The 20389-nt window shown below is 69.9% G+C and carries 20 protein-coding genes; 11 read left to right on the top strand and 9 right to left on the bottom strand.

Features of this window, described 5'->3' with window-relative positions:
- Window positions 1-12: 12 nt before the first annotated feature.
- Together purE and DQP57_RS17915 are read right to left on the bottom strand one after the other, a co-directional pair.
- Window positions 13-534: a 5-(carboxyamino)imidazole ribonucleotide mutase gene (gene purE, locus DQP57_RS17920; protein ID WP_112634113.1), complete on the bottom strand. Its 522-nt coding sequence runs from the start codon at window positions 532-534 to the stop codon at window positions 13-15.
- Window positions 521-1846, bottom strand: a complete 1326-nt coding sequence (locus DQP57_RS17915) for a 5-(carboxyamino)imidazole ribonucleotide synthase (RefSeq protein ID WP_430919614.1) — start codon at window positions 1844-1846, stop codon at window positions 521-523. The genes purE and DQP57_RS17915 overlap by 14 nt, the downstream gene beginning before the upstream one ends.
- 110 nt (window positions 1847-1956) lie before the next feature.
- Here DQP57_RS17915 and DQP57_RS17910 point away from each other — a divergent pair, with 110 nt between their 5' ends.
- Window positions 1957-2616 (top strand): GtrA family protein, encoded by a 660-nt coding sequence (locus tag DQP57_RS17910; RefSeq protein ID WP_112634111.1) that lies wholly within the window; start codon window positions 1957-1959, stop codon window positions 2614-2616.
- On the opposite strand, the gene DQP57_RS17905 is transcribed toward DQP57_RS17910, so the two are convergent.
- The 3 genes from DQP57_RS17905 to DQP57_RS17895 form a co-directional block, all read right to left on the bottom strand.
- Window positions 2571-3089 (bottom strand): PH domain-containing protein, encoded by a 519-nt coding sequence (locus DQP57_RS17905; protein ID WP_112634110.1) that lies wholly within the window; start codon window positions 3087-3089, stop codon window positions 2571-2573. The genes DQP57_RS17910 and DQP57_RS17905 overlap by 46 nt on opposite strands.
- 121 nt (window positions 3090-3210) lie before the next feature.
- Window positions 3211-4035 (bottom strand): biotin--[acetyl-CoA-carboxylase] ligase, encoded by an 825-nt coding sequence (locus DQP57_RS17900; protein WP_112634109.1) that lies wholly within the window; start codon window positions 4033-4035, stop codon window positions 3211-3213.
- 17 nt (window positions 4036-4052) lie between these two features.
- Entirely contained in the window at window positions 4053-5600 is a 1548-nt protein-coding gene (locus DQP57_RS17895) for an FAD-binding protein (RefSeq protein ID WP_112634135.1), read from the bottom strand.
- A 148-nt stretch (window positions 5601-5748) separates the two neighbouring features.
- Here DQP57_RS17895 and DQP57_RS17890 point away from each other — a divergent pair, with 148 nt between their 5' ends.
- The 8 genes from DQP57_RS17890 (at window position 5749) to DQP57_RS17855 (ending at window position 12731) form a co-directional block, all read left to right on the top strand.
- The gene (locus tag DQP57_RS17890; RefSeq protein ID WP_112634108.1) at window positions 5749-7389 is read left to right on the top strand and encodes an acyl-CoA carboxylase subunit beta; all 1641 of its coding nucleotides are present in this window, start codon (window positions 5749-5751) and stop codon (window positions 7387-7389) included.
- A complete protein-coding gene (locus DQP57_RS17885) occupies window positions 7386-7667 on the top strand; it encodes an acyl-CoA carboxylase subunit epsilon (protein WP_112634107.1) in 282 nt (93 codons plus the stop codon). Before DQP57_RS17890 ends, DQP57_RS17885 begins: the two co-directional genes overlap by 4 nt.
- A complete protein-coding gene (locus DQP57_RS17880; protein ID WP_112634106.1) occupies window positions 7664-8329 on the top strand; it encodes a Maf family protein in 666 nt (221 codons plus the stop codon). The genes DQP57_RS17885 and DQP57_RS17880 overlap by 4 nt, the downstream gene beginning before the upstream one ends.
- Window positions 8326-8817, top strand: a complete 492-nt coding sequence (locus DQP57_RS17875) for a pyridoxamine 5'-phosphate oxidase family protein (protein WP_112634105.1) — start codon at window positions 8326-8328, stop codon at window positions 8815-8817. Before DQP57_RS17880 ends, DQP57_RS17875 begins: the two co-directional genes overlap by 4 nt.
- Before the next feature lie 38 nt (window positions 8818-8855).
- Complete coding sequence (locus DQP57_RS17870; RefSeq protein WP_112634104.1) at window positions 8856-9746, top strand: sulfurtransferase; 891 nt, start codon at window positions 8856-8858, stop codon at window positions 9744-9746.
- 14 nt (window positions 9747-9760) lie between these two features.
- Window positions 9761-10192 (top strand): SufE family protein, encoded by a 432-nt coding sequence (locus DQP57_RS17865; RefSeq protein WP_112634103.1) that lies wholly within the window; start codon window positions 9761-9763, stop codon window positions 10190-10192.
- A gap of 126 nt (window positions 10193-10318) precedes the next feature.
- Complete coding sequence (locus DQP57_RS17860; RefSeq protein WP_112634102.1) at window positions 10319-12115, top strand: acetyl/propionyl/methylcrotonyl-CoA carboxylase subunit alpha; 1797 nt, start codon at window positions 10319-10321, stop codon at window positions 12113-12115.
- Window positions 12116-12296: 181 nt separating this feature from the next.
- On the top strand, window positions 12297-12731 hold the full coding sequence (locus tag DQP57_RS17855; protein ID WP_112634101.1) for an STAS domain-containing protein: 435 nt from the start codon (window positions 12297-12299) through the stop codon (window positions 12729-12731).
- Here DQP57_RS17855 and DQP57_RS17850 read toward each other — a convergent pair.
- From DQP57_RS17850 to DQP57_RS17835, 4 genes are all read right to left on the bottom strand, one after another.
- Complete coding sequence (locus tag DQP57_RS17850; RefSeq protein ID WP_112634100.1) at window positions 12702-13490, bottom strand: RNA polymerase sigma factor SigF; 789 nt, start codon at window positions 13488-13490, stop codon at window positions 12702-12704. The genes DQP57_RS17855 and DQP57_RS17850 overlap by 30 nt on opposite strands.
- Complete coding sequence (locus DQP57_RS17845; protein WP_007773234.1) at window positions 13487-13924, bottom strand: ATP-binding protein; 438 nt, start codon at window positions 13922-13924, stop codon at window positions 13487-13489. Before DQP57_RS17845 ends, DQP57_RS17850 begins: the two co-directional genes overlap by 4 nt.
- A 416-nt stretch (window positions 13925-14340) precedes the next feature.
- Window positions 14341-14652: a protein UsfY gene (gene usfY, locus DQP57_RS17840; RefSeq protein WP_112634099.1), complete on the bottom strand. Its 312-nt coding sequence runs from the start codon at window positions 14650-14652 to the stop codon at window positions 14341-14343.
- A 47-nt stretch (window positions 14653-14699) separates the two neighbouring features.
- Window positions 14700-15083, bottom strand: a complete 384-nt coding sequence (locus DQP57_RS17835) for a hypothetical protein (RefSeq protein ID WP_112634134.1) — start codon at window positions 15081-15083, stop codon at window positions 14700-14702.
- A gap of 401 nt (window positions 15084-15484) precedes the next feature.
- On the opposite strand from DQP57_RS17835, the gene DQP57_RS17825 reads away from it, so the two are divergent.
- Window positions 15485-16156, top strand: a complete 672-nt coding sequence (locus tag DQP57_RS17825; RefSeq protein ID WP_112634097.1) for a TetR/AcrR family transcriptional regulator — start codon at window positions 15485-15487, stop codon at window positions 16154-16156.
- Between the two features lie 39 nt (window positions 16157-16195).
- The coding region (locus tag DQP57_RS17820) for an ATP-dependent helicase (protein WP_112634096.1) at window positions 16196-20389 on the top strand (4194 nt) is incomplete at its 3' end.

Here is a 20389-nt window from a genome sequence, read left to right as displayed (position 1 = left end):
GGCCTCCTATTGCTACTCGCCGGTAACTTTACCCTGACGCTGCTGGAGCGCCTCATCCTTGGCCCGCACGCTCGCGGCCAGCTGCTCCTGGAACTCCACGATCCGCGCCCGCAGCGCCGGGTCCGAGGAACCGAGGATGCGCACGGCCAGCAGGCCCGCGTTGCGGGCTCCCCCGATGGAGACCGTGGCCACCGGCACACCGGCGGGCATCTGCACGATCGACAGCAGCGAGTCCAGGCCGTCCAGGCGCGCCAGCGGCACCGGGACGCCGATCACCGGCAGCGGCGTCGCGGAGGCGACCATGCCCGGCAGGTGCGCGGCTCCCCCGGCCCCCGCGATGATCACCTCGATGCCGCGCCCGGCCGCGTCGCGCGCGTAGTCGAACATCACCTGCGGGGTGCGGTGCGCGGAGACGACCCGGACCTCGGCCGGCACGTCGAACTCGGCCAGCGCCGCCGCGGCGTCGGCCATCACCGACCAGTCGCTGTCGCTGCCCATGATCACGCCGACCCTCGGCTGCTTACTCATGGTCATTTATGCCGCTTCTCCCGCCATTGTCGATCGCACTGCCCTGTTCATCGTCGCCGGCATGTGGATCCCATCCGTCCGCCCACTGCCCGTGTGACAACCAGTGTGCCGCCAGCTCGGCGCGTTCCCGCAGCTTGGCGACGGTGTCACGATCCGCCGGCCCCGAGCGGACGAAGTTGATGTGGCCGACCTTGCGGCCGGGTCGTTCCTGTTTGCCGTACAGGTGCACGCGGGCGTCGGGCATCCGCGCGAACAGGTGGTGCAGCCGCTCGTCGACGCTCATCCGCGGGATCTCGGGGGCGCCCAGCACGTTGGCCATAACCGTCACCGCCCCCAGGGCGTCGGTGTCGCCCAGCGGGTAGTCCAGCACCGCGCGCAGATGCTGCTCGAACTGGCTGGTGCGCGAGCCGTCCATGGTCCAGTGCCCGGAGTTGTGCGGCCGCATCGCCAGCTCGTTGACCAGCAGGTCGCCGTCCACCGTCTCGAAGAGCTCGACGGCGAGCACCCCGACCACGCCCAGCTCGGCCGCCAGCCGCAGCGCCAGCTGTTGCGCGGCGGCGGCCCGTTCGCCGGACAGCTCCGGCGCGGGAGCGATCACCTGCACGCAGATCCCGTCCCGCTGCACGGTCTCGACGACCGGCCACGCGGCACCCTGGCCGAACGGCGACCGGGCCACCAGGGCGGAGAGTTCGCGGCGCAGGTTCACCTGCTCCTCGGCCATCACCGGCACCCCATCGGCCAGGAACGCGGTCGCGATCTCGCGGGCGTGCAGCGGGTCGCGCGCCATCCGCACCCCGCGCCCGTCGTAGCCGCCGCGGACCGCCTTGACGACCACCGGGCCGGCGATGCGCCGCGCGAAGGCGTCGAGTTCGTCGACGCTGCCGATCTCGGCGTAGCGGGGCACCGGGACGCCCAGGGCCTCCAGCCGGCGGCGCATGACGAGCTTGTCCTGCGCGTGCACCAGGGCCTGCGGCGGCGGGGCCACATTGACGCCCTCGGCGACCAGCTTGTCCAGCAGTTCGTTCGGCACGTGCTCGTGGTCGAACGTCAGCACGTCGGCACCCGCCGCCACCCGGCGCAGGTCGTCGATGTCGGTGTGCGATCCGAGGACGACGTCGGGCGCGACCAGCGCGGCCGGCTCGTCGGCGGCGGTGGCCAGCACCCGCAGCGTCTGCCCCAGGGCGATCGCCGCTTGGTGGGTCATTCGGGCAAGCTGGCCGCCGCCGACCATCGCGACGACGGGGACCGCGCGGGGGGCGGTCCGGGACGCTGCGGAGGGGGCGGCGCCCGGCGGGCGTGTACTCGGCACGGCCATCATGGTGTCACGGCGAAACTCCCCGGCGCTAAAGGCGTGTTGACCGGCGCCGACACCGAATTGTTACGTACAATTTTGCGTCGAATTTGTGTCCGTCCGTACACTGACGTGTTGTGTCCTTCGCCGAAGTCACGATTTCGCGTCTGCCTAGGGTTATGCAGCCCTATTTGCTACGCCACCACGAACTGATCAAATTCGCCATCGTCGGCGGAACCACATTCGTCATCGACTCGGCGATTTTCTACACGCTGAAGCTGACAATTCTCGAGTCCAAACCGGTGACGGCAAAGGTGATCGCCGGGATTGTCGCGGTGATCGCGTCCTATGTGCTGAACCGGGAATGGAGCTTCCGCAATCGCGGCGGGCGCGAGCGCCACCACGAGGCGCTGCTGTTCTTCGCGTTCAGCGGCGTGGGGGTGTTGCTGTCCATGGCGCCGCTGTGGTTCTCCAGCTACGTGCTGCAGCTGCGCGAGCCCACGGTGTCGCTGGCCGTCGAAAACGTCGCCGACTTCATCTCGGCCTACATCATCGGCAACCTGCTGCAGATGGCGTTCCGGTTCTGGGCGTTTCGGCGCTGGGTGTTTCCCGACCAGTTCGCCCGCGACCCGGAGAAGGCGCTGGAGTCCGCCCTTACCGCCGGCGGCATCGCCGAGGTCTTCGAGGACGAGATCGAAAACGACAACGTCACCCTGCTGCGCGCCTGGCGCAACCGGGCCGGCCGGCTGGGTCAGCTGGGCGATTCCTCCGAGCCCAGGGTGTCGAAGACTTCGTGATACAGCAGCGCGTGCACCTCGCGCAGCCGCGGAATGTCGTAGAACTCCAACGGATCTTGTGACGCCGATTCGATGATCAGCGTCCCGGTGCGGAACATCCGCTCGGTGATGCGGTCGCGGAATTCCACGCTGTTGATTCGGGCCAGCGGGATGTCGATTCCGGTGCGGGTGAGCACCCCGTGCCGAAACATCACCCGGCGGTTGGTCACCACGAAGTGGGTGGTCAGCCAGCTCAGAAACGGCCACAGCGTCAGCCAGCCGACGATCACCAGCCAGACGCCCCAGATGACGCCGTAGATGATGTTCTTGGCGAGCTGCTCCCAGTGCGTCGAGTTGAGGTAGCCGGAGCCGAACGCGGCCAGGCCGGTCACTCCGATCAGCACCAGCACCGGCCAGATCAGCCGCTTCCAGTGCGGGTGGCGGTGCACGATGACGTGTTCGCCGGCGGCCAAGACGTTATCCGGGTAGCCCATGACGCCGACATTAGCTGTGCGCCGCGCTTGCGATCGCCACTAGCGCAAGCCACTAGCGCAAGCCACTAGCGCAAATGGTGGCGACCCGCTGCGCCCGGCTTCACCGCGCTTGCGATCGCCACTAGCGCAAATGCACCACGTCACCGGCCGCGACGACGACGGTCTGCCCGCCGCTTTCCAGGCACAGCCTGCCCTGGTCGTCGATCGCGGTGGCGGTCCCGTCGACCTGTTTGCCGCCGGGCAGGTGCGCGCGCACCCGGTTGCCGATGGTCAGGCTGCGGGCCCGGTAGTCGGCGGCCAGGGCCCAGTCGGCCCCCCGCGCGGCGCGCCAGCCCACGATCCGGCGCCCCAGCTCGCGCAGCAGGGCCGACACCAGCTGGGTACGGTCGGGCGCGGCGACGCCCAGGTCCAGCAGCGACGTCGCGCCGGGGCCGTCGATCTCCTCGGCGGATTGAGTCACGTTGAGCCCCAAGCCGATTACCACGACGGGCTTCGCCACCTCGGCCAGGATCCCGGCCAGCTTGCCCGGTGAATCCGGCGGCCCGGCCAGCACGTCGTTGGGCCACTTGAGACCCGCCTGGGCCCCGGTGCCCGCCAGCAGTGGCGTCACGGTGTCGACCACCGCCACCCCGGTGGCCAGCGGCAGCCAGCCCCATCCGGTGGTGGGGACGTCGACCACGCTGACCCCCACCGACATGGTGATCTGGGCCCGCGGCGTGGCCGACCAGCCGCGGCCGTGCCGGCCGCGCCCGGCGGTCTGGTGCTCGGCGATCAGCACGGCGCCGGCGACGTCGTCGCCCGCCGCCGCGCGGGCCAGCAGGTCGGCGTTGGTGGAGCCGGTCTGCTCGACGACCTCGAGCTTGCGCCAACCCAGCCCGGTGCCGATCAACTCGGCGCGCAAGGCGCCCTCGTCCAGCGGTGCTCGAAGCCGATCTCGTTCCGTCACCGCACCCAGCCTAGAACTCAGGGCTGACGGTCGCGCATGTCCAGCACGGCCAAATGGCTGAACAGCATGCTGGTTCCGATCGGATTGCCGCCGCCGGGATACGCCGTGCCGCTGGGCGCGGCCATCGTGTTTCCCGCCGCGTACAGGCCGGGGATCGGGTGACCGGCGCGGTCGAGCACCCGCGCCGCGGTGTCGGTGCGCAGACCGCCCTTGGTGCCCAGATCGGAGAGGCCGAACGCGGCGGCGTGATACGGCGGGGAGTCGATGGGGACCAGCGGCGAGGCGCCCGCCGAGAAGGCGCGGTCGAAGGCCTCGTCGCCGCGGCCGAAGTCCTCGTCGACGCCGGCGGCGGCGAAGGCGTTGAACCGCGCGACCGTCGCCGCCAGCCGCTCACCCGGCACGCCGATTTTCGCGGCGAGTTCGGTGAGGGTGTCCGCGGTGTGCCACAGGCCCGCGGCGACGTATTTTTCGGTCTCGACGATGGCGACGTTGGCCGCCTTGACCGGCGGCACCTCGCCCTCCTTGTCGTCGTAGATCATCCAGTACGGCAACGTCATTGACCCGTCGGCCACCTGCGCGATGATCTCGCGGCCGGCGCGGTCGTAGGCCCGGGACTCGTTGACGAAGCGGTTGCCGTCCTGGTTGACGAAGATGCCGCCGGTGAACCACAGCGCGAACGCGGACCGGCCGTCGGGATGCGTCATGCCCGGCGACCACCAGGCCTGGTCGAGCAGGTCGGTGTCGGCGCCCGCGGCGATGCCGGCCTGCAGCGCCAGGCCGCGACTTCCGGGGCCCCCCATGGTGTCTCGCGACGTTCCCGGCACTCCGTACCGGCGACGCAGCTCCTCGTTGGCCTCGAAGCCGCCGGCGGCCAGCAGCACGCCCCGGCGGGCGCGGATGGCGCGGCGCTCGCCGCCGGTCTCGACGATGGCGCCCGTGACGCGGCCGTCGGTCACCACCAGCTCCACCAGCGCGGCGTCGCGGCGCAGCGACGCGCTCGGGTATTGCCCGATGGCCTTGAGGAACCGCGCGATCAGGGCGCGGCCCCCGAGGTAGTAGTCCGACGGGGGTTCGGCGCCGAGCCGGTCGGTGTCCAGCGGCCCGCGGATCGCCTCGCGGAATTCCGGGGCGGCGGCCACCGCCAGCGGCTTGGCCGCGATATGGCGCTGACCGTCCAGGCGCGCCTTGGGCGCCTTGCCGTAGTAGTCGGGCCAGGGCAACGGCACGAACTTCAGGTTCGGGTCGGTTTCCAGGTATTCGATCAGCGGCGCGCCGCCGCGGACGAAGGTTTCCTGCAGGTCGCGCGGCGTGCGGTCACCGACCACGGCGCGGTAATAGGTCAGCGCGTCCTCGATGGTGTCGTCGGTTCCGGCGCGCAGCAGCACCGGATTGCACGGGAACCAGACGCCGCCGCCGCCGGAGTAGGCGGTGGTGCCACCGAATTTCGACGTCGCCTCGACGAGCAGCACGTCGAGGCCCTCGCGCGCCGCGGTGTAGGCACCGGTCATGCCGCCGCCGCCCGAGCCGGCAACCAGTACGTCGCATTCCTGCGCCCAGTCGACCATCGCCACTCCTGCGCTGCCGTGATTAGGTTCTCAAAACCGCCGGTGCCACCCGGTTGTCCGACGACGATACCGAGCGACATCGGCGACGCGACGATTACTTAAGGGCTGCTTAAGGGAGACCGGTGGGGCTGCCGATACCATCGCACCCATGACGAGCGTTACCGACCACACTGCGGAACCCGCTGCCGAGCACACCATCGACATCCACACCACCGCGGGCAAGCTGGCCGAGCTGCACAAGCGCCGGGAAGAGTCGCTGCACCCGGTGGGCGAAGAGGCTGTCGAGAAGGTGCACGCCAAGGGCAAGCTGACCGCCCGCGAGCGCATTCTCGCCCTGCTCGACGAGGACTCGTTCGTCGAGCTCGACGCCCTGGCCCGGCACCGCAGCAAGAACTTCGGCCTGGAGAACAACCGCCCGCTGGGCGACGGTGTGATCACCGGCTACGGCACCATCGACGGCCGCGACGTGTGCATCTTCAGCCAGGACGCCACGGTGTTCGGCGGCAGCCTCGGCGAGGTGTACGGCGAGAAGATCGTCAAGGTCCAGGAGCTGGCGATCAAGACCGGCCGCCCCTTGATCGGCATCAACGACGGCGCCGGCGCGCGGATCCAGGAGGGCGTCGTCTCGCTGGGCCTGTACAGCAAGATCTTCCGCAACAACATCCTGGCCTCCGGCGTCATCCCGCAGATCTCGCTGATCATGGGCGCCGCCGCGGGCGGGCACGTCTACTCCCCCGCCCTGACCGACTTCGTGGTGATGGTCGACCAGACCAGCCAGATGTTCATCACCGGGCCCGACGTCATCAAGACCGTCACGGGTGAGGACGTCACCATGGAGGAGCTGGGCGGCGCCCACACCCACATGGCCAAGTCGGGCACCCTGCACTACGTGGCCTCCGGCGAGCAGGACGCCTTCGACTGGGTGCGCGACCTGCTGAGCTACCTGCCGCCCAACAACGCCACCGACGCGCCGCGCTACGCCGAGCCGCATCCCCCCGGCGCCATCGAGGACAACCTCACCGAGGAGGACCTCGAGCTGGACACGCTGATCCCGGACTCGCCCAACCAGCCCTACGACATGCACGAGGTGATCACCCGAATCCTCGACGACGACGAGTTCCTGGAGGTCCAGGGCGGCTACGCGCAGAACATCGTCGTCGGGTTCGGCCGCATCGAGGGCCGCCCGGTCGGGATCGTGGCCAATCAGCCCACCCAGTTCGCCGGCTGCCTGGACATCAACGCCTCGGAGAAGGCGGCCCGGTTCGTGCGGACCTGCGACTGCTTCAACATCCCGATCATCATGCTGGTGGACGTCCCGGGCTTCCTGCCGGGCACCGGCCAGGAGTACAACGGCATCATCCGCCGCGGCGCCAAGCTGCTGTTCGCCTACGGCGAGGCCACGGTCCCCAAGATCACGGTGATCACCCGCAAGGCCTACGGCGGCGCGTACTGCGTGATGGGCTCCAAGGACATGGGCTGCGACGTCAACCTGGCGTGGCCGTCGGCGCAGATCGCCGTGATGGGAGCGTCGGGCGCCGTCGGGTTCGTCTACCGCAAGCAGCTGAGCGAGGCGGCCAAGGAGGGCCGCGACGTCGACGCGCTGCGCCTGGAATTGCAGCAGGAGTATGAGGACACGCTGGTCAACCCCTACGTCGCCGCCGAGCGGGGCTACGTCGACGCGGTGATCCCGCCGTCGCACACCCGCGGCTACATCGGCACCGCGCTGCGCCTGCTGGAACGCAAGATCTCCCACCTGCCCCCCAAGAAGCACGGGAACATCCCGCTATGACCGAGACGAACGGTTCGGGCCCTGTGGCCGACGAAAACGGTTCTGCGCCAACCGAAGACGCGGCGCACACGCACGAGCCGCACATCCAGATCCTGCGGGGCGAGCCCACCGCCGAGGAGCTGGCCGCCCTGGTCGCGGTGCTCGGTTGCGCCGGCGGCGCCCCGGAGCCCGAACAGCCCGAGCGGACCCGCTGGGGCCTGCCGGTGGACCGGCTGCGGTTCGCGATGACCAACTATCAGCGGCTCACGTTCCAGCAGATGACCCACATGCGGCATTGACCCGCCTGGTGCTGGCGTCGGCGTCGACCGGCCGCCTCAAGGTGCTGCGCCAGGCCGGCGTCGATCCGCTGGTGGTGGTCTCCGGCGTCGACGAGGACGCCGTCGCCGCCGCGCTGGGCCCGGACGCGTCGGCGGACGAGGTGGTGTGCGCCCTGGCCGAGGCCAAGGCCGACCAGGTGGCCGGCACACTGGACGGTGACGTCGCGGCCAATTGCGTTGTCATCGGCTGTGATTCGATGCTGTCGATCGACGGCCGGCTGTGCGGCAAGCCCGGTACGGTCGAGGCCGCCGCGGGCCAGTGGCGCCTGATGGCCGGCCGCTCCGGCGAGTTGCACACCGGGCACTGCCTGCTGCGGCTGCGCGACGGGGACATCACCCACCGTGAAGTCGAATCACGTTGCACCACAGTGCATTTCGCCAGTCCATCGGCAGCGGATCTGGACGCCTACGTGGCCCACGGGGAACCGCGGCACGTGGCGGGCGGCTTCACCCTGGACGGCCTGGGCGGCTGGTTCGTCGACGGCATCGACGGCGACCCGTCGAACGTGATCGGCGTCAGCCTGCCGCTGCTGCGGTCGATGCTGGAGCGGGTCGGGCTGTCGGTATCCGCGCTGTGGGCGGACAACGCCGTAGCAGGCCCCGGCTCCCAGGTCGGGCCATGACGGCCTCCTGGACGGAGTTCGCCGCCGGAGCGCCCGGCATCGCGGCCGTCTTCACCCGCCGACACCGCGCCACCGGGAATCTGTGCATGCTTGCGACCACCCGATCCGACGGGTTCCCGCGGATTTGCCCGTTGGAGCCGCGAATCTTCGAGAGCCGATTGTGGCTGCCGGGAATGCCGGGCACCACCAAATTCCGGGATCTGGAGCGTGATCCACGGTTTTGCCTACACACCGCGACCGTCGACACCCAGCTGACCGACGGCGACGCCAAGCTGTGGGGACTCGCGCATGAGTGCTCCGACGCGGCGCGACGCCGGCGATTCGTCGACGACTTGATGCAGGACACCGGACTGGATCTGCGCGGCGAGGACTTCGCGTTTTTCGGCACCGAGATCACTGGCGCATCAGCGATCGAGCTGCGCGGCGACCACCTCGAGATCACCGTCTGGAAGCCGGGTGGGCCCGAACGGACGGTGCAGAAGCACTGAGACACCGGTGACACTGGGCACTGGGTAAACTTTTACCTGTGCCGCTTCCCCCCGATCCAAGCCCGACACTGTCGGCCTACGCCCACCCGGAGCGCCTGGTGACCGCCGACTGGCTGTCCGCCAACCAAGGCACCCCCGGCCTGGCGATCGTCGAATCCGACGAGGACGTGCTGCTCTACGACGTCGGCCATATCCCCGGCGCGGTGAAGGTCGACTGGCACACCGACCTCAACGACCCCCACGTCCGCGACTACATCGACGGCGCGCAGTTCGCGGAGCTGATGGATCGCAAGGGCATCGCCCGCGACGACACCGTGGTGATCTACGGCGACAAGAGCAACTGGTGGGCCGCCTACGCGCTGTGGGTGTTCACGCTGTTCGGCCACCCCGACGTGCGGCTGCTCAACGGCGGGCGCGACCTGTGGCTGGCCGAACGCCGGGAGACCACGCTGGACGTCCCCACCAAGACCTCCAGCGGCTATCCCGTAGTCACCCGCAACGACGCACCCATCCGCGCCTTCAAGGACGACGTGCTGGCCATTCTCGGCAGCCAGCCGCTGATCGACGTGCGCTCGCCGGACGAGTACACCGGCAAGCGCACCCACATGCCCGAATACCCGGAGGAGGGCGTGCTGCGCGGCGGCCACATCCCCACCGCGCGGTCGATCCCGTGGGCCAGGGCCGTCGACGAGAGCGGGCGGTTCCGCAGCCGCGAGGAGCTCGAGGAGCTGTACGGCTTCATCGAGCCGGACGACAAGACCGTGGTGTACTGCCGCATCGGCGAGCGGTCCAGCCACACCTGGTTCGTGCTGACGCATCTGCTGGGCAAGCCCGGGGTGCGCAACTACGACGGATCGTGGACCGAGTGGGGCAACACCGTGCGCACGCCGATCGTGGCGGGTGAAGAGCCGGGCGCCGTCCCGGTCTGAATGGCGGCGACGCGATTGACTGTCCGATGAGCCTGCCTGCCCCCTTAGCCGAAGTGGTGTCCGACTTCGCCGAAGTGCAGGGCCAGGACAAGCTGGCGCTGCTGCTGGAATTCGCCAACGACCTGCCAGCGCTGCCTCCCGACCTGCAAGAGGCGGCCATGGAGCCGGTGCCCGAGTGTCAGACGCCCCTGTTTTTGCATGTGGACGCCAGCGACCCCGACCGGGTGCGGCTGCACTTCAGCGCGCCCGCCGAATCGCCCACCACGCGCGGGTTCGCGTCGATTCTGGCGACCGGCCTGGACGAACAGCCCGCGGCCGCCATTCTGGCGGTGCCCGAGGATTTCTACGCCGACCTCGGGCTGGCCGCCCTGATCAGCCCGCTGCGGTTGCGCGGCCTGTCGGCGATGCTGGCCCGGATCAAGTGCAGGCTGCGCGAGTCGTCCTGAAAAAAGGTGGGCCGCCTCGTCGGGCCCAACGGCGCGGCGCTTAGACTTCCCGAGAACTCGTTGTAAGAAATTCTCTTAGAGAAGCCCGCAGAAATACGTCTGCGGTTATGCCAAACAGGAGGCGCTGTGGCTAGTCACGCCAGCTCGAGGATCTCCAAAGTGCTCGTCGCCAACCGCGGCGAGATCGCTGTCCGGGTGATTCGCGCGGCCCGCGATGCGGGCCTGTCCAGCGTGGCGGTGTACGCCGAGCCCGACGCCGACGCGCCGCACGTGCGTCTGGCCGACGAGGCGTTCGCGTTGGGTGGTCAGACGTCGGCCGAGTCCTACCTGGACTTCGACAAGCTCCTCGACGCGGCCGCCAAGTCCGGCGCCAACGCCGTGCACCCCGGCTACGGATTCCTCTCGGAGAACGCCGATTTCGCCCAGGCAGTCCTGGACGCGAACCTGATCTGGATCGGCCCCAGCCCGCAGTCCATCCGCGACCTCGGCGACAAGGTCACCGCCCGCCACATCGCCGCCCGCGCGCAGGCCCCGCTGGTCCCCGGCACCCCCGACCCGGTCAAGGACGCCGACGAGGTGGTGGCCTTCGCCAAGGAGTACGGCGTGCCGATCGCCATCAAGGCGGCGTTCGGCGGCGGTGGCCGCGGCATGAAGGTGGCCCGCACCATCGAGGAGATCCCCGAGCTGTTCGAGTCGGCCACCCGTGAGGCCGTCGCCGCGTTCGGCCGCGGCGAGTGCTTCGTCGAGCGCTACCTGGACAAGCCGCGCCACGTCGAGGCGCAGGTGATCGCCGACCAGCACGGCAACGTCATCGTCGCCGGCACCCGGGACTGCTCGCTGCAGCGCCGGTTCCAGAAGCTGGTGGAGGAGGCTCCCGCGCCGTTCCTGACCGACGCGCAGCGCAAGGAGATCCACGAGTCCGCCAAGCGGATCTGCAAGGAGGCGCACTACTACGGCGCCGGGACCGTCGAGTACCTGGTCGGCCAGGACGGCCTGATCTCCTTCCTGGAGGTCAACACCCGGCTGCAGGTCGAGCACCCGGTCACCGAGGAGACCGCCGGCATCGACCTGGTGCTGCAGCAGTTCAAGATCGCCAACGGCGAGAAGCTGGACCTCACCGAGGATCCCACGCCGCGCGGGCACGCCATCGAGTTCCGGATCAACGGCGAGGACGCCGGGCGCGGTTTCCTGCCCGCCCCCGGTCCCGTCACCCGCTACGACATCCCGACCGGGCCCGGCGTCCGGCTGGACTCGGGTGTGGAGGCCGGTTCGGTCATCGGCGGCCAGTTCGACTCGATGCTGTCCAAGCTGATCGTGTACGGCGCCACCCGCGAGGAGGCGCTGGCCCGCTCGCGGCGGGCGCTGGACGAATTCCACGTCGAGGGCCTGGCCACCGTCATCCCGTTCCACCGCGCCGTGGTGTCCGACCCGGCGTTTATCGGTGACGGCGAGAGTTTCTCGGTGCACACCCGGTGGATCGAGACCGAGTGGAACAACACCATCGAACCGTTCACCGGCGGCGAGCCCCTGGACGACGAGGACGCCCGGCCGCGCCAGAAGGTGGTCGTGGAGGTCGGCGGCCGCCGGCTCGAGGTGTCGCTGCCCGGCGACCTGGCGCTGTCCAACGGCGGCGCCGCCGACCCGGCGGGGGTCATCCGCAAGAAGCCCAAGGCGCGCAAGCGCGGGGCGCACGCCGGTGCGGCCGCCTCCGGCGACGCCGTCACCGCGCCCATGCAGGGCACCGTGGTCAAGGTCGCGGTCGAGGAGGGCCAGGAGGTCGCCGCGGGCGACCTGGTCGTCGTGCTCGAGGCGATGAAGATGGAGAACCCGGTGACCGCCCATAAGGACGGCGTCATCACCGGACTGGCCGTCGAGGCCGGCGCCGCCATCACCCAGGGCACGGTGCTCGCCGAGATCAAGTAACGGTTGCTGAGAGTTTTCCCAGACAACGTTGTAGGGCCTGGCCACCGCGAGTAGGGTTGCGGCAAGGTTGAGTTCACAGCCGCCCCGGATACGTCCATGACGTGGGAGTAGGCGGCGCTCGTTCCTTCTCCGACCCCTCGTCGCACGGCTGGCGTATCGACAGCACGAATCCCCTCAAGGGATGGAGTCAGCGATGTCTGTGGCGCAATCGTGGCAACAAAGCCGCACAGCACAATTCACCGCCCGTTGGGGCCCGACGGGCACCCTGATCACCGTGGACGGGGAGCTCGACGCGGCCAACGCCGATCAGCTCGCCGCCTACGTGCGGCAGAGCACCAACCGGTCGCGGCGGGTGATCCTGGACCTGCGCGGCCTGAAATTCATTGGTACTGCGGGCTTTTCAGCATTGCACCGGATCAACGTGGCGTGCTCGGCCGCCCAGGTGTCCTGGGCCATGGCCCCCAGTCCGGCGGTGGCGAGGTTGTTGCGGGTCTGCGACCCCGACGCCACGCTTCCGGTGACCACGGCGCGGGCCGAGCCGCTGCTGGAGCCGCTGCGGGTGGACGACGGCGACGAGCCGCGGCCGCTACTGCAACTGGTCCCGGAGCCGCGTTAGCGACTTCGCCAGCAGTCGCGACACGTGCATCTGGGAGATGCCGACCCGCTCGGCGATCTGGGTCTGGGTCATCGACTCGAAGAACCGCAGCACCAACACCGTTCGTTCCCGCTCGGGCAGCGCCTCGAGCAACGGACGTAGCGACTCCTGATCCTCGATGCGGTCCAGGCCGGTGTCGACGTCACCCAGCGTGTCCGCGATGGCGCGGGCTTCCTCTTCCTCGCTGCCGCCGCCGCTGTCGATGGACAAGGTGTTGTAGGAGCTGCCGGCGACCAGGCCCTCGACCACCTCTTCGCGATCCATTTCGAGCTCGGCGGCGAGTTCGGTCGCCGTCGGCGCCCGGCCCAGCCGCTGCGACAAATCGGCGGTGGCGGTGCCCAGCCGCAGGTGCAGTTCCTTGAGCCGCCGCGGAACCTTGACCGACCAGCTGTTGTCGCGGAAGTGCCGGCGAACCTCGCCCATGATGGTCGGCACGGCGAAGGACACGAAGTCCGAGCCGGCGTCGACGTCGAAGCGAACCACGGCATTGACCAATCCGACGCGCGCCACCTGCACGAGGTCGTCGCGCGGTTCGCCGCGGCCCTCGAAGCGGCGCGCGATGTGGTCGGCTAGCGGCAGGCAGCGCTCGACGATCTTGTCCCGTTGACGTTGGAATTCCATGGAGTCGGGCGTGACGTTGGCCAACTCACGGAACATGTCCGGAACATCGGCGTATTCGTTCGGACGCGAAACCGAACCGCCGGCAGCTCGCGCTGTCACCTGCTGGAGGCCGCCCGTCGCGCCGTCAGCGTGATGCCGAAAACGCTGCCGGTTTCATTGGGTTCGCGACCGTCATGGAAGGTCTGGACGTCGTCGGCCAACGACGTCAGCACGTGCCAACTGAAGCTGCCGGGGGCCACCACGTCGTGGGTGTCGCAGGCCGCGGACGCTTCCACCACCAATTGGTCGTCTTGCGGGTCGACCACGACGATCAGGGTCGCGTCGGGGGTGGCCGAACGAATCAACCGGGTGCACACTTCGTCGACCGCGAGCCGCAGGTCTGCCACCGCGTCGAAGTCCAAGTCCTCGAAGGTGCCGATCGCACCGACGAGGGTGCGCAGCATCGCGAGGTTCTCCAGTCGCGCAGCGACATGAAGTTCGACGGCGCGGTGGCCGCGCGGACGCTTGTTAGCGTGCAATCCAGCATCGTTCATATGGTCTCCCGGCAATGTTTGACTGACACTACTACTGCTTCGCAGCCCGCCGTGGACGTCGCGCTCGAGCCGGTTAGTCATGACCGCCGCCGGGTATTCGGCCCGATGTGCACGGGCCTGACACGACAGACGCGACGCGCCGGTAGGGGCGCGTCGCGGTGATCGCCGGGGTCACGCTGGTCGTCTTGATCCTGGTCGCAGTAGGCATTGATGTCGGTGTGTTCGTGATGTTGTCCCCCATGATGGGGTGACCACGCAAACGCAACCGTTCCGGCACTCATCATGGTGCAGACCTGATACCCACAAGTTCGCGGCCGTAACCGCGGATTCGGCTTTCATGCGGTATTTCACACGGCTCGGCGTCGGGGCAGGTCACCGGGGGGAAAACGCGCCGGATGGTCGTCAGCCGGCCGGCCCTAGCTGGCCGGCCACTGCCGGTGCACCTCGGGGTGTTCGGTGTACCAGCGGTCGGCGATCCGGCGAATCCTGCGGTGCTCCACCGCCAGCCACGCCAGCCCCAGCACCGCGGCGATGACCGCGATGATGCCGGCGGTCATGCCCTCGTGGTGATGTCCGCTGCCGAAGGCCGCGATGCTGCCGCAGGCCCCGATCACGCTCGCGACGACCAAGAGGTACCCGGGCCAGTGCAGGACGTCGATCAGCGACTCGCCGGCGAGCGGCCGCGTCGTCCTCAGATGGTCGACGGGGTCATGGTAGGTGTCTCCCATAGCTGCTCCTCACCGCACCATCAACGTTAGATCGCGGGAGAGCAAACCTAAAGAGCCAGCACAGGCCCCGCGATCGGAGCAACACCCATGGCGACCATCAACGCCATCGCGGTCAGCAGGAACCACCCCGCGCCGTGCCAACCCCACCAGGTCCCCTCGGCCTTCCACACCAGATAGGTGCGCACAAACGCCCAGATTCCGCCCACCAAGGCGATCAGCGGGCCCCCGAACGCCAACAGGGTGCGCTGGGGAGGACCGCATGCCACGGTGTCCACACTCACTCCCGGGCACGTACTCACCCAGACCGCCGCGACCAACAGGAAGCCGACGGCAGCGAGCGTGGCCAGAACGGTGAACCGGACGGCGGCCAGCACCTCACCGTCCTCCTGCCCCAAGCGATCGCCACCTGATCGCGCATCCGCTTTCTGCATCGTCGTCACCTCCCCTTCGGGCTTCACGCTCATTTTTTATCGTTCGCCGCGTCGCATTGGTTACCGCGCTAGCTTGTGGGCCGCAGTCCCGCGCTGGTACCAGCGGAAGGCGCACGGGATCAGATACCCCGCGGCAAACCGGGGTAAACCGCTCGACGCGAGGTCAGCGCCTAGATCAGGACCCTCAGCGCACCGCGGACGGCGCGGATCGCGGCGTCGATCTCCGCGCGCGAGACAGACCGGCGGCGGACGGGAATCCGGCACCGACTCGTGGAAGGCCTTCATGCGCCAAAGTGCCGATACCGTCAATTATTCCGGCGAGTTAGCGCTGGCCCAGGGCGTGAAGTCCGGATGAATCCAAAGTGGCCGGGGTCTGATGTCGTATGAGTACTATCTGTCACATGCCGACAGCCCGCAGGCGGTTATCCCCCGAGGATCGACGCGCTGAGCTGCTCGCTTTAGGGGCAGAGGTCTTTGGGAAGCGGCCCTACGACGAGGTCCGCATCGACGAGATCGCGGAACGCGCCGGGGTGTCGCGGGCCCTGATGTACCACTACTTCCCCGACAAGCGGGCATTCTTCGCGGCGGTGGTCAAGGACGAGGCCGACCGCTTGTACGAGAACACCAACATGGACGACGCCACCGGCCTGACCATGTACGAAGAGGTCCGGACCGGCGTGATGGCCTACATGGCCTACCACGAGCAGAACCCCGAGGCGGCGTGGGCCGCCTACGTCGGCCTGGGCCGTTCGGATCCGGTTCTGCTGGGCGTCGACGACGAAGCCAAGAACCGCCAGCTCGAGCACATCATGAGCCGGATCAGTGACCTCGTGGCCAAGACCCCTGCGGGGAAGCTCGAACCCGACGTCGAGCGGGACCTCCGGGTGATCTGCCATGGCTGGCTGGCGTTCACCTTCGAGCTGTGCCGGCAGCGCATCATCGACCCCACCATCAACGCCGATCGCCTCGCCGACGCCTGCGCGCACTCGCTGTTCGACGCCATCGCCCGCGTCCCCGAGATCCCCGAGGAACTGTCCCACGCGATGGCGACCGCACGGATCGAGCAGCGCTAACCCCGACGCCTTGTCGGTGCCCGTTGGCACGATGGTCAGGTGAGCACTCGCGCCGATTCCGGGCCGCCCGGCCGCGCCGACCCGCTGGGCCGGTTCAGCGCGATCACCCGTGAGTGGTTCACCAGCACCTTCGACGCACCCACCACCGCGCAGGCCGAGGCCTGGAACGCCATCGCCGACGGCCACAACACCCTGGTGATCGCCCCCACCGGTTCGGGTAAGACGCTGGCGGCGTTCCTGTGGGCGCTGGACAGCCTCGCCGCCTCGGCCGAGCGTCCGCCCGGCACCCGGGTGCTCTACGTGTCCCCGCTCAAGGCGCTGGCCGTCGACGTCGAACGCAACCTGCGCACTCCCCTGGCCGGGCTGACCCGCATCGCCGACCGCCGCGGCCTGCCCGCCCCCGACATCAGCGTGGGGGTCCGTTCCGGCGACACCCCGCCCGCCACCCGCCGCCAACTGATCACCCGCCCGCCCGACGTGCTGATCACCACGCCCGAGTCGCTGTTTTTGATGCTCACCTCGGCCGCCCGCGAGACGCTGGCCGGCGTGCAGACGGTGATCGTCGACGAGATCCACGCCATCGCCGCAGGCAAGCGCGGTGCGCACCTGGCGGTGTCGCTGGAGCGCCTCGACGCCCTGCGGGAGGGCGCACCCGCGCAGCGCATCGGGTTGTCGGCCACGGTGCGCCCGCCCGAGGAGCTCGCGCGGTTCCTGTCCGGGCAGGCGCCGACGACCATCGTGGCCCCGCCGTCGGCCAAGACGGTCGAGCTCACCGTGGCTGTGCCGGTGCCGGACATGGCCAACCTGGCGAACAACACCATCTGGCCCGACGTGGAGAACCGCCTGGTCGACCTGATCGAATCGCACAACTCGACCATCGTCTTCGCCAACTCGCGGCGGCTGGCCGAGCGACTTACCGCTCGGCTCAACGAGATTCACGCCGAGCGCAGCGGCGTGGAATTGTCCAGCGACGCCAACCCGAAGGTGGCCGGCGGCGCCCCGGCGCACATCATGGGCAGCGGGCAGACCTACGGCGCCGACCCGATCCTGGCGCGCGCCCACCACGGCTCGGTCAGCAAGGAACAGCGCGCCCTGGTCGAAGAGGACCTCAAGCGCGGGCTGCTCAAGGCGGTGGTGGCCACGTCGAGCCTGGAGCTGGGCATCGACATGGGCGCGGTCGATCTGGTGATCCAGGTGGAGGCGCCGCCGTCGGTGGCCAGCGGCCTGCAGCGCATCGGCCGGGCCGGCCACCAGGTCGGCGAAGTCTCGCAGGGCGTGCTGTTTCCCAAGCACCGCACCGACCTGATCGGCTGCGCGGTCAGCGTGCAGCGCATGCTGACCGGCCAGATCGAAACCATGCGGGTGCCCGCCAATCCGCTCGACATCCTGGCGCAGCAGACCGTGGCGGCGGCCGCGCTGGAACCGCTGGACGCCGATCGGTGGTTCGACACCGTCCGGCGGGCCGCCCCGTTCGCGACGCTGCCGCGCAGCGTGTACGAGGCCACCCTGGACCTGTTGAGCGGCAAGTACCCGTCCACCGAATTCGCCGAGCTGCGACCGCGATTGGTCTACGACCGCGACACCGGCACGCTGACCGCCCGGCCCGGGGCGCAGCGGCTGGCCGTGACGTCCGGCGGCGCCATCCCCGATCGCGGGCTGTTCACGGTCTATTTGGCCTCCGAAGCCGACAAGCCTTCGCGGGTAGGCGAACTCGAAGAGGAGATGGTCTACGAGTCGCGTCCGGGCGACGTCATCTCGCTGGGCGCCACCAGCTGGCGGATCACCGAGATCACCCACGACCGGGTGCTGGTGATCCCGGCCCCCGGGCAGCCCGCCCGGCTGCCCTTCTGGCGCGGCGACGGCCTGGGCCGCCCGGCCGAGCTGGGCGCCGCGCTCGGCGCCTTCACCGGCGAGCTGGCCGGCCTCAAGCGCGCGGCCTTCGACACCCGCTGCGCCGAACTGGGTTTCGACGCGTACGCGACCGACAACTTGTGGGGCCTGCTCGAGGAGCAGCGCGAGGCCGCCGGGGTGGTGCCCACCGACACCACGCTGCTGGTCGAGCGGTTCCGTGACGAGCTGGGCGATTGGCGGGTGATCCTGCACTCGCCGTACGGACTGCCGGTGAACGGTCCGCTGGCGCTGGCGGTGGCCCGCCGGCTGCGCGAGCGTTACGGCATCGACGAGAAGCCCACCGCCTCCGACGACGGTGTCGTGGTGCGGCTGCCCGACACCCTTTCGGATACCGGTGAAACCCCGCCCGGGGCAGACCTTTTCGTCTTCGACGCCGAGGAAATCGACCCGATCGTGACCGCCGAGGTGGGCGGCTCGGCGCTGTTCGCGTCGCGGTTTCGCGAGTGCGCGGCCCGCGCCCTGCTGTTGCCGCGGCGCCACCCCGGCCGCCGCTCGCCGCTGTGGCAGCAGCGCCAGCGCGCCGCCCAGTTGCTGGAAGTGGCCCGCAAATACCCCGACTTCCCGGTGGTGCTGGAGACCATCCGCGAATGCCTGCAGGACGTCTACGACGTCCCGGCGCTGACCCTGCTGATGACCGGCATCGCGCAGCGGCGGGTGCGGGTGCTCGAGGTCGAGACGCAGCGGCCGTCGCCGTTCGCGGCGTCGCTGCTGTTCGGCTACGTCGGCGCGTTCATGTACGAGGGCGACAGCCCGCTGGCCGAGCGGCGGGCCGCCGCGCTCTCGCTGGACAGCACGCTGCTGGCCGAGCTGCTGGGCCGGGTGGAGCTGCGTGACCTGCTCGATCCCGAGGTCATCGCCGCCACCGGCCGCCAGCTCCAGCACCTCGCGCCGGACCGCGCCGCCCGCGACGCCGAGGCCGTGGCCGACCTGCTGCGGCTGCTGGGCCCGCTGACCGAGGACGAGGTGGCCGCCCGCGCGGGCGGAGCCGACGTGGGCGGCTGGCTGGAGGGGCTGCGCGCGGCCCGGCGCGCGCTGACGGTCTCGTTCGCCGGCCGCAGCTGGTGGGTGGCCGTCGAGGACATCGGCCGACTGCGCGACGGCATCGGGATCGCGGTTCCGCTCGGCGTGCCGGCCGCCTTCACCGAGGAGGTGGCCGACCCGCTGGGCGAACTGCTGGGCCGCTACGCGCGCACCCACACCCCGTTCACCACGGCCGAGGCCGCCGCCCGGTTCGGGCTGGGGCTGCGGGTGACCGCCGATATCCTCGGCCGGCTGGCCGGGGACGGCCGGCTGATGCGCGGCGACTTCGTCGCCGCGGCCGAGGCGCCGGGGGCGCCCGTGGCGGGCGGCGAGCAGTGGTGTGACGCCGACGTGCTGCGCATCCTGCGGCGGCGGTCGCTGGCGGCGTTGCGGGCCCAGGTCGAGCCCGTCAGCACCGCCGCCTACGGCCGGTTCCTGCCGGCCTGGCATCGCGTGGGTGCGGCCGAATCATCGCGCTCCCCAGGCCATTCCGGGCTGGACGGCCTGATGTCGGTGATCGATCAGCTGGCCGGCGCGCGGATGCCCGCCTCGGCGATCGAGCCGCTGGTGCTGGCCCCCCGGGTCCGCGACTACTCCCCCGCGCTGCTCGACGAGCTGCTCGCCTCCGGTGAGGTCACCTGGTCGGGGGCCGGGTCGATTTCGAGCGGTGACGGCTGGATCGCGTTGCACCCCAGCGAATCCGCGCCGCTGACGCTGGCCGGGCCCGCCGACATCGAGTTGGGCGACGCCCACCGCGCCGTGCTGGACACGCTGGCCCCCGGCGGCGCCTACTTCTTCCGCCAGCTCACGCAGAGCGGGTTCGGCGAGTCCGAGCTCAAAGCCGCGCTGTGGGAACTGATCTGGGCCGGCTGGATCACCGGCGACACCTTCGCCCCGGTGCGCGCCCTGCTCGGTGGCGCCGGAACCCGCAAGCGCTCGGCGCCCGCGCACCGGTCGCCGCGGCTGAGCCGCTACAGCGTCGCGCATCCACACTCCCGGCCCGCCGACCCGACCGTGGCCGGCCGGTGGTCGATCCTGCCCGCCCCGGAACTGGATTCCACGCTGCGCGCCCACTATCAAGCCGAACTCCTGCTGGGCCGCCACGGCGTGCTGACCCGCGGCGCGGTGTCCGCCGAGGGCGTGCCCGGCGGATTCGCCACGCTGTACAAGGTGCTGAGCACCTTCGAGGACGCGGGCCGGTGCCAGCGCGGTTACTTCATCGAGTCGCTGGGCGGGGCGCAGTTCGCCGTCGCGTCGACCGTCGACCGGCTGCGCGCCTACTCCGACGGGGTCGACCCCGAG

It is taken from the genome of Mycobacterium colombiense, assembly GCF_003284935.1.
GTDB classification, from domain to species: Bacteria; Actinomycetota; Actinomycetes; order Mycobacteriales; family Mycobacteriaceae; genus Mycobacterium; species Mycobacterium arosiense_A.
Note: the sequence above shows the minus strand (reverse complement) of the source record. Positions and strands in the feature narration are given on the sequence as shown.

Bases quoted from the DNA above. Each gene is read 5' to 3' on its own strand.
- purE (WP_112634113.1), bottom strand. From the start codon at position 534: ATGACCATGAGTAAGCAGCCGAGGGTCGGCGTGATCATGGGCAGCGAC.
- DQP57_RS17905 (WP_112634110.1), bottom strand. From the start codon at position 3,089: ATGGGCTACCCGGATAACGTCTTGGCCGCCGGCGAACACGTCATCGTG.
- DQP57_RS17845 (WP_007773234.1), bottom strand. From the start codon at position 13,924: ATGAACGATGCTGGATTGCACGCTAACAAGCGTCCGCGCGGCCACCGC.
- DQP57_RS17895 (WP_112634135.1), bottom strand. From the start codon at position 5,600: ATGGTCGACTGGGCGCAGGAATGCGACGTACTGGTTGCCGGCTCGGGC.
- usfY (WP_112634099.1), bottom strand. From the start codon at position 14,652: ATGGGAGACACCTACCATGACCCCGTCGACCATCTGAGGACGACGCGG.
- DQP57_RS17885 (WP_112634107.1), top strand. From the start codon at position 7,386: ATGACCGAGACGAACGGTTCGGGCCCTGTGGCCGACGAAAACGGTTCT.
- DQP57_RS17835 (WP_112634134.1), bottom strand. From the start codon at position 15,083: ATGCAGAAAGCGGATGCGCGATCAGGTGGCGATCGCTTGGGGCAGGAG.
- DQP57_RS17875 (WP_112634105.1), top strand. From the start codon at position 8,326: ATGACGGCCTCCTGGACGGAGTTCGCCGCCGGAGCGCCCGGCATCGCG.
- DQP57_RS17855 (WP_112634101.1), top strand. From the start codon at position 12,297: ATGGAGTCAGCGATGTCTGTGGCGCAATCGTGGCAACAAAGCCGCACA.
- DQP57_RS17915 (WP_430919614.1), bottom strand. From the start codon at position 1,846: ATGATGGCCGTGCCGAGTACACGCCCGCCGGGCGCCGCCCCCTCCGCA.
- DQP57_RS17825 (WP_112634097.1), top strand. From the start codon at position 15,485: ATGCCGACAGCCCGCAGGCGGTTATCCCCCGAGGATCGACGCGCTGAG.
- DQP57_RS17890 (WP_112634108.1), top strand. From the start codon at position 5,749: ATGACGAGCGTTACCGACCACACTGCGGAACCCGCTGCCGAGCACACC.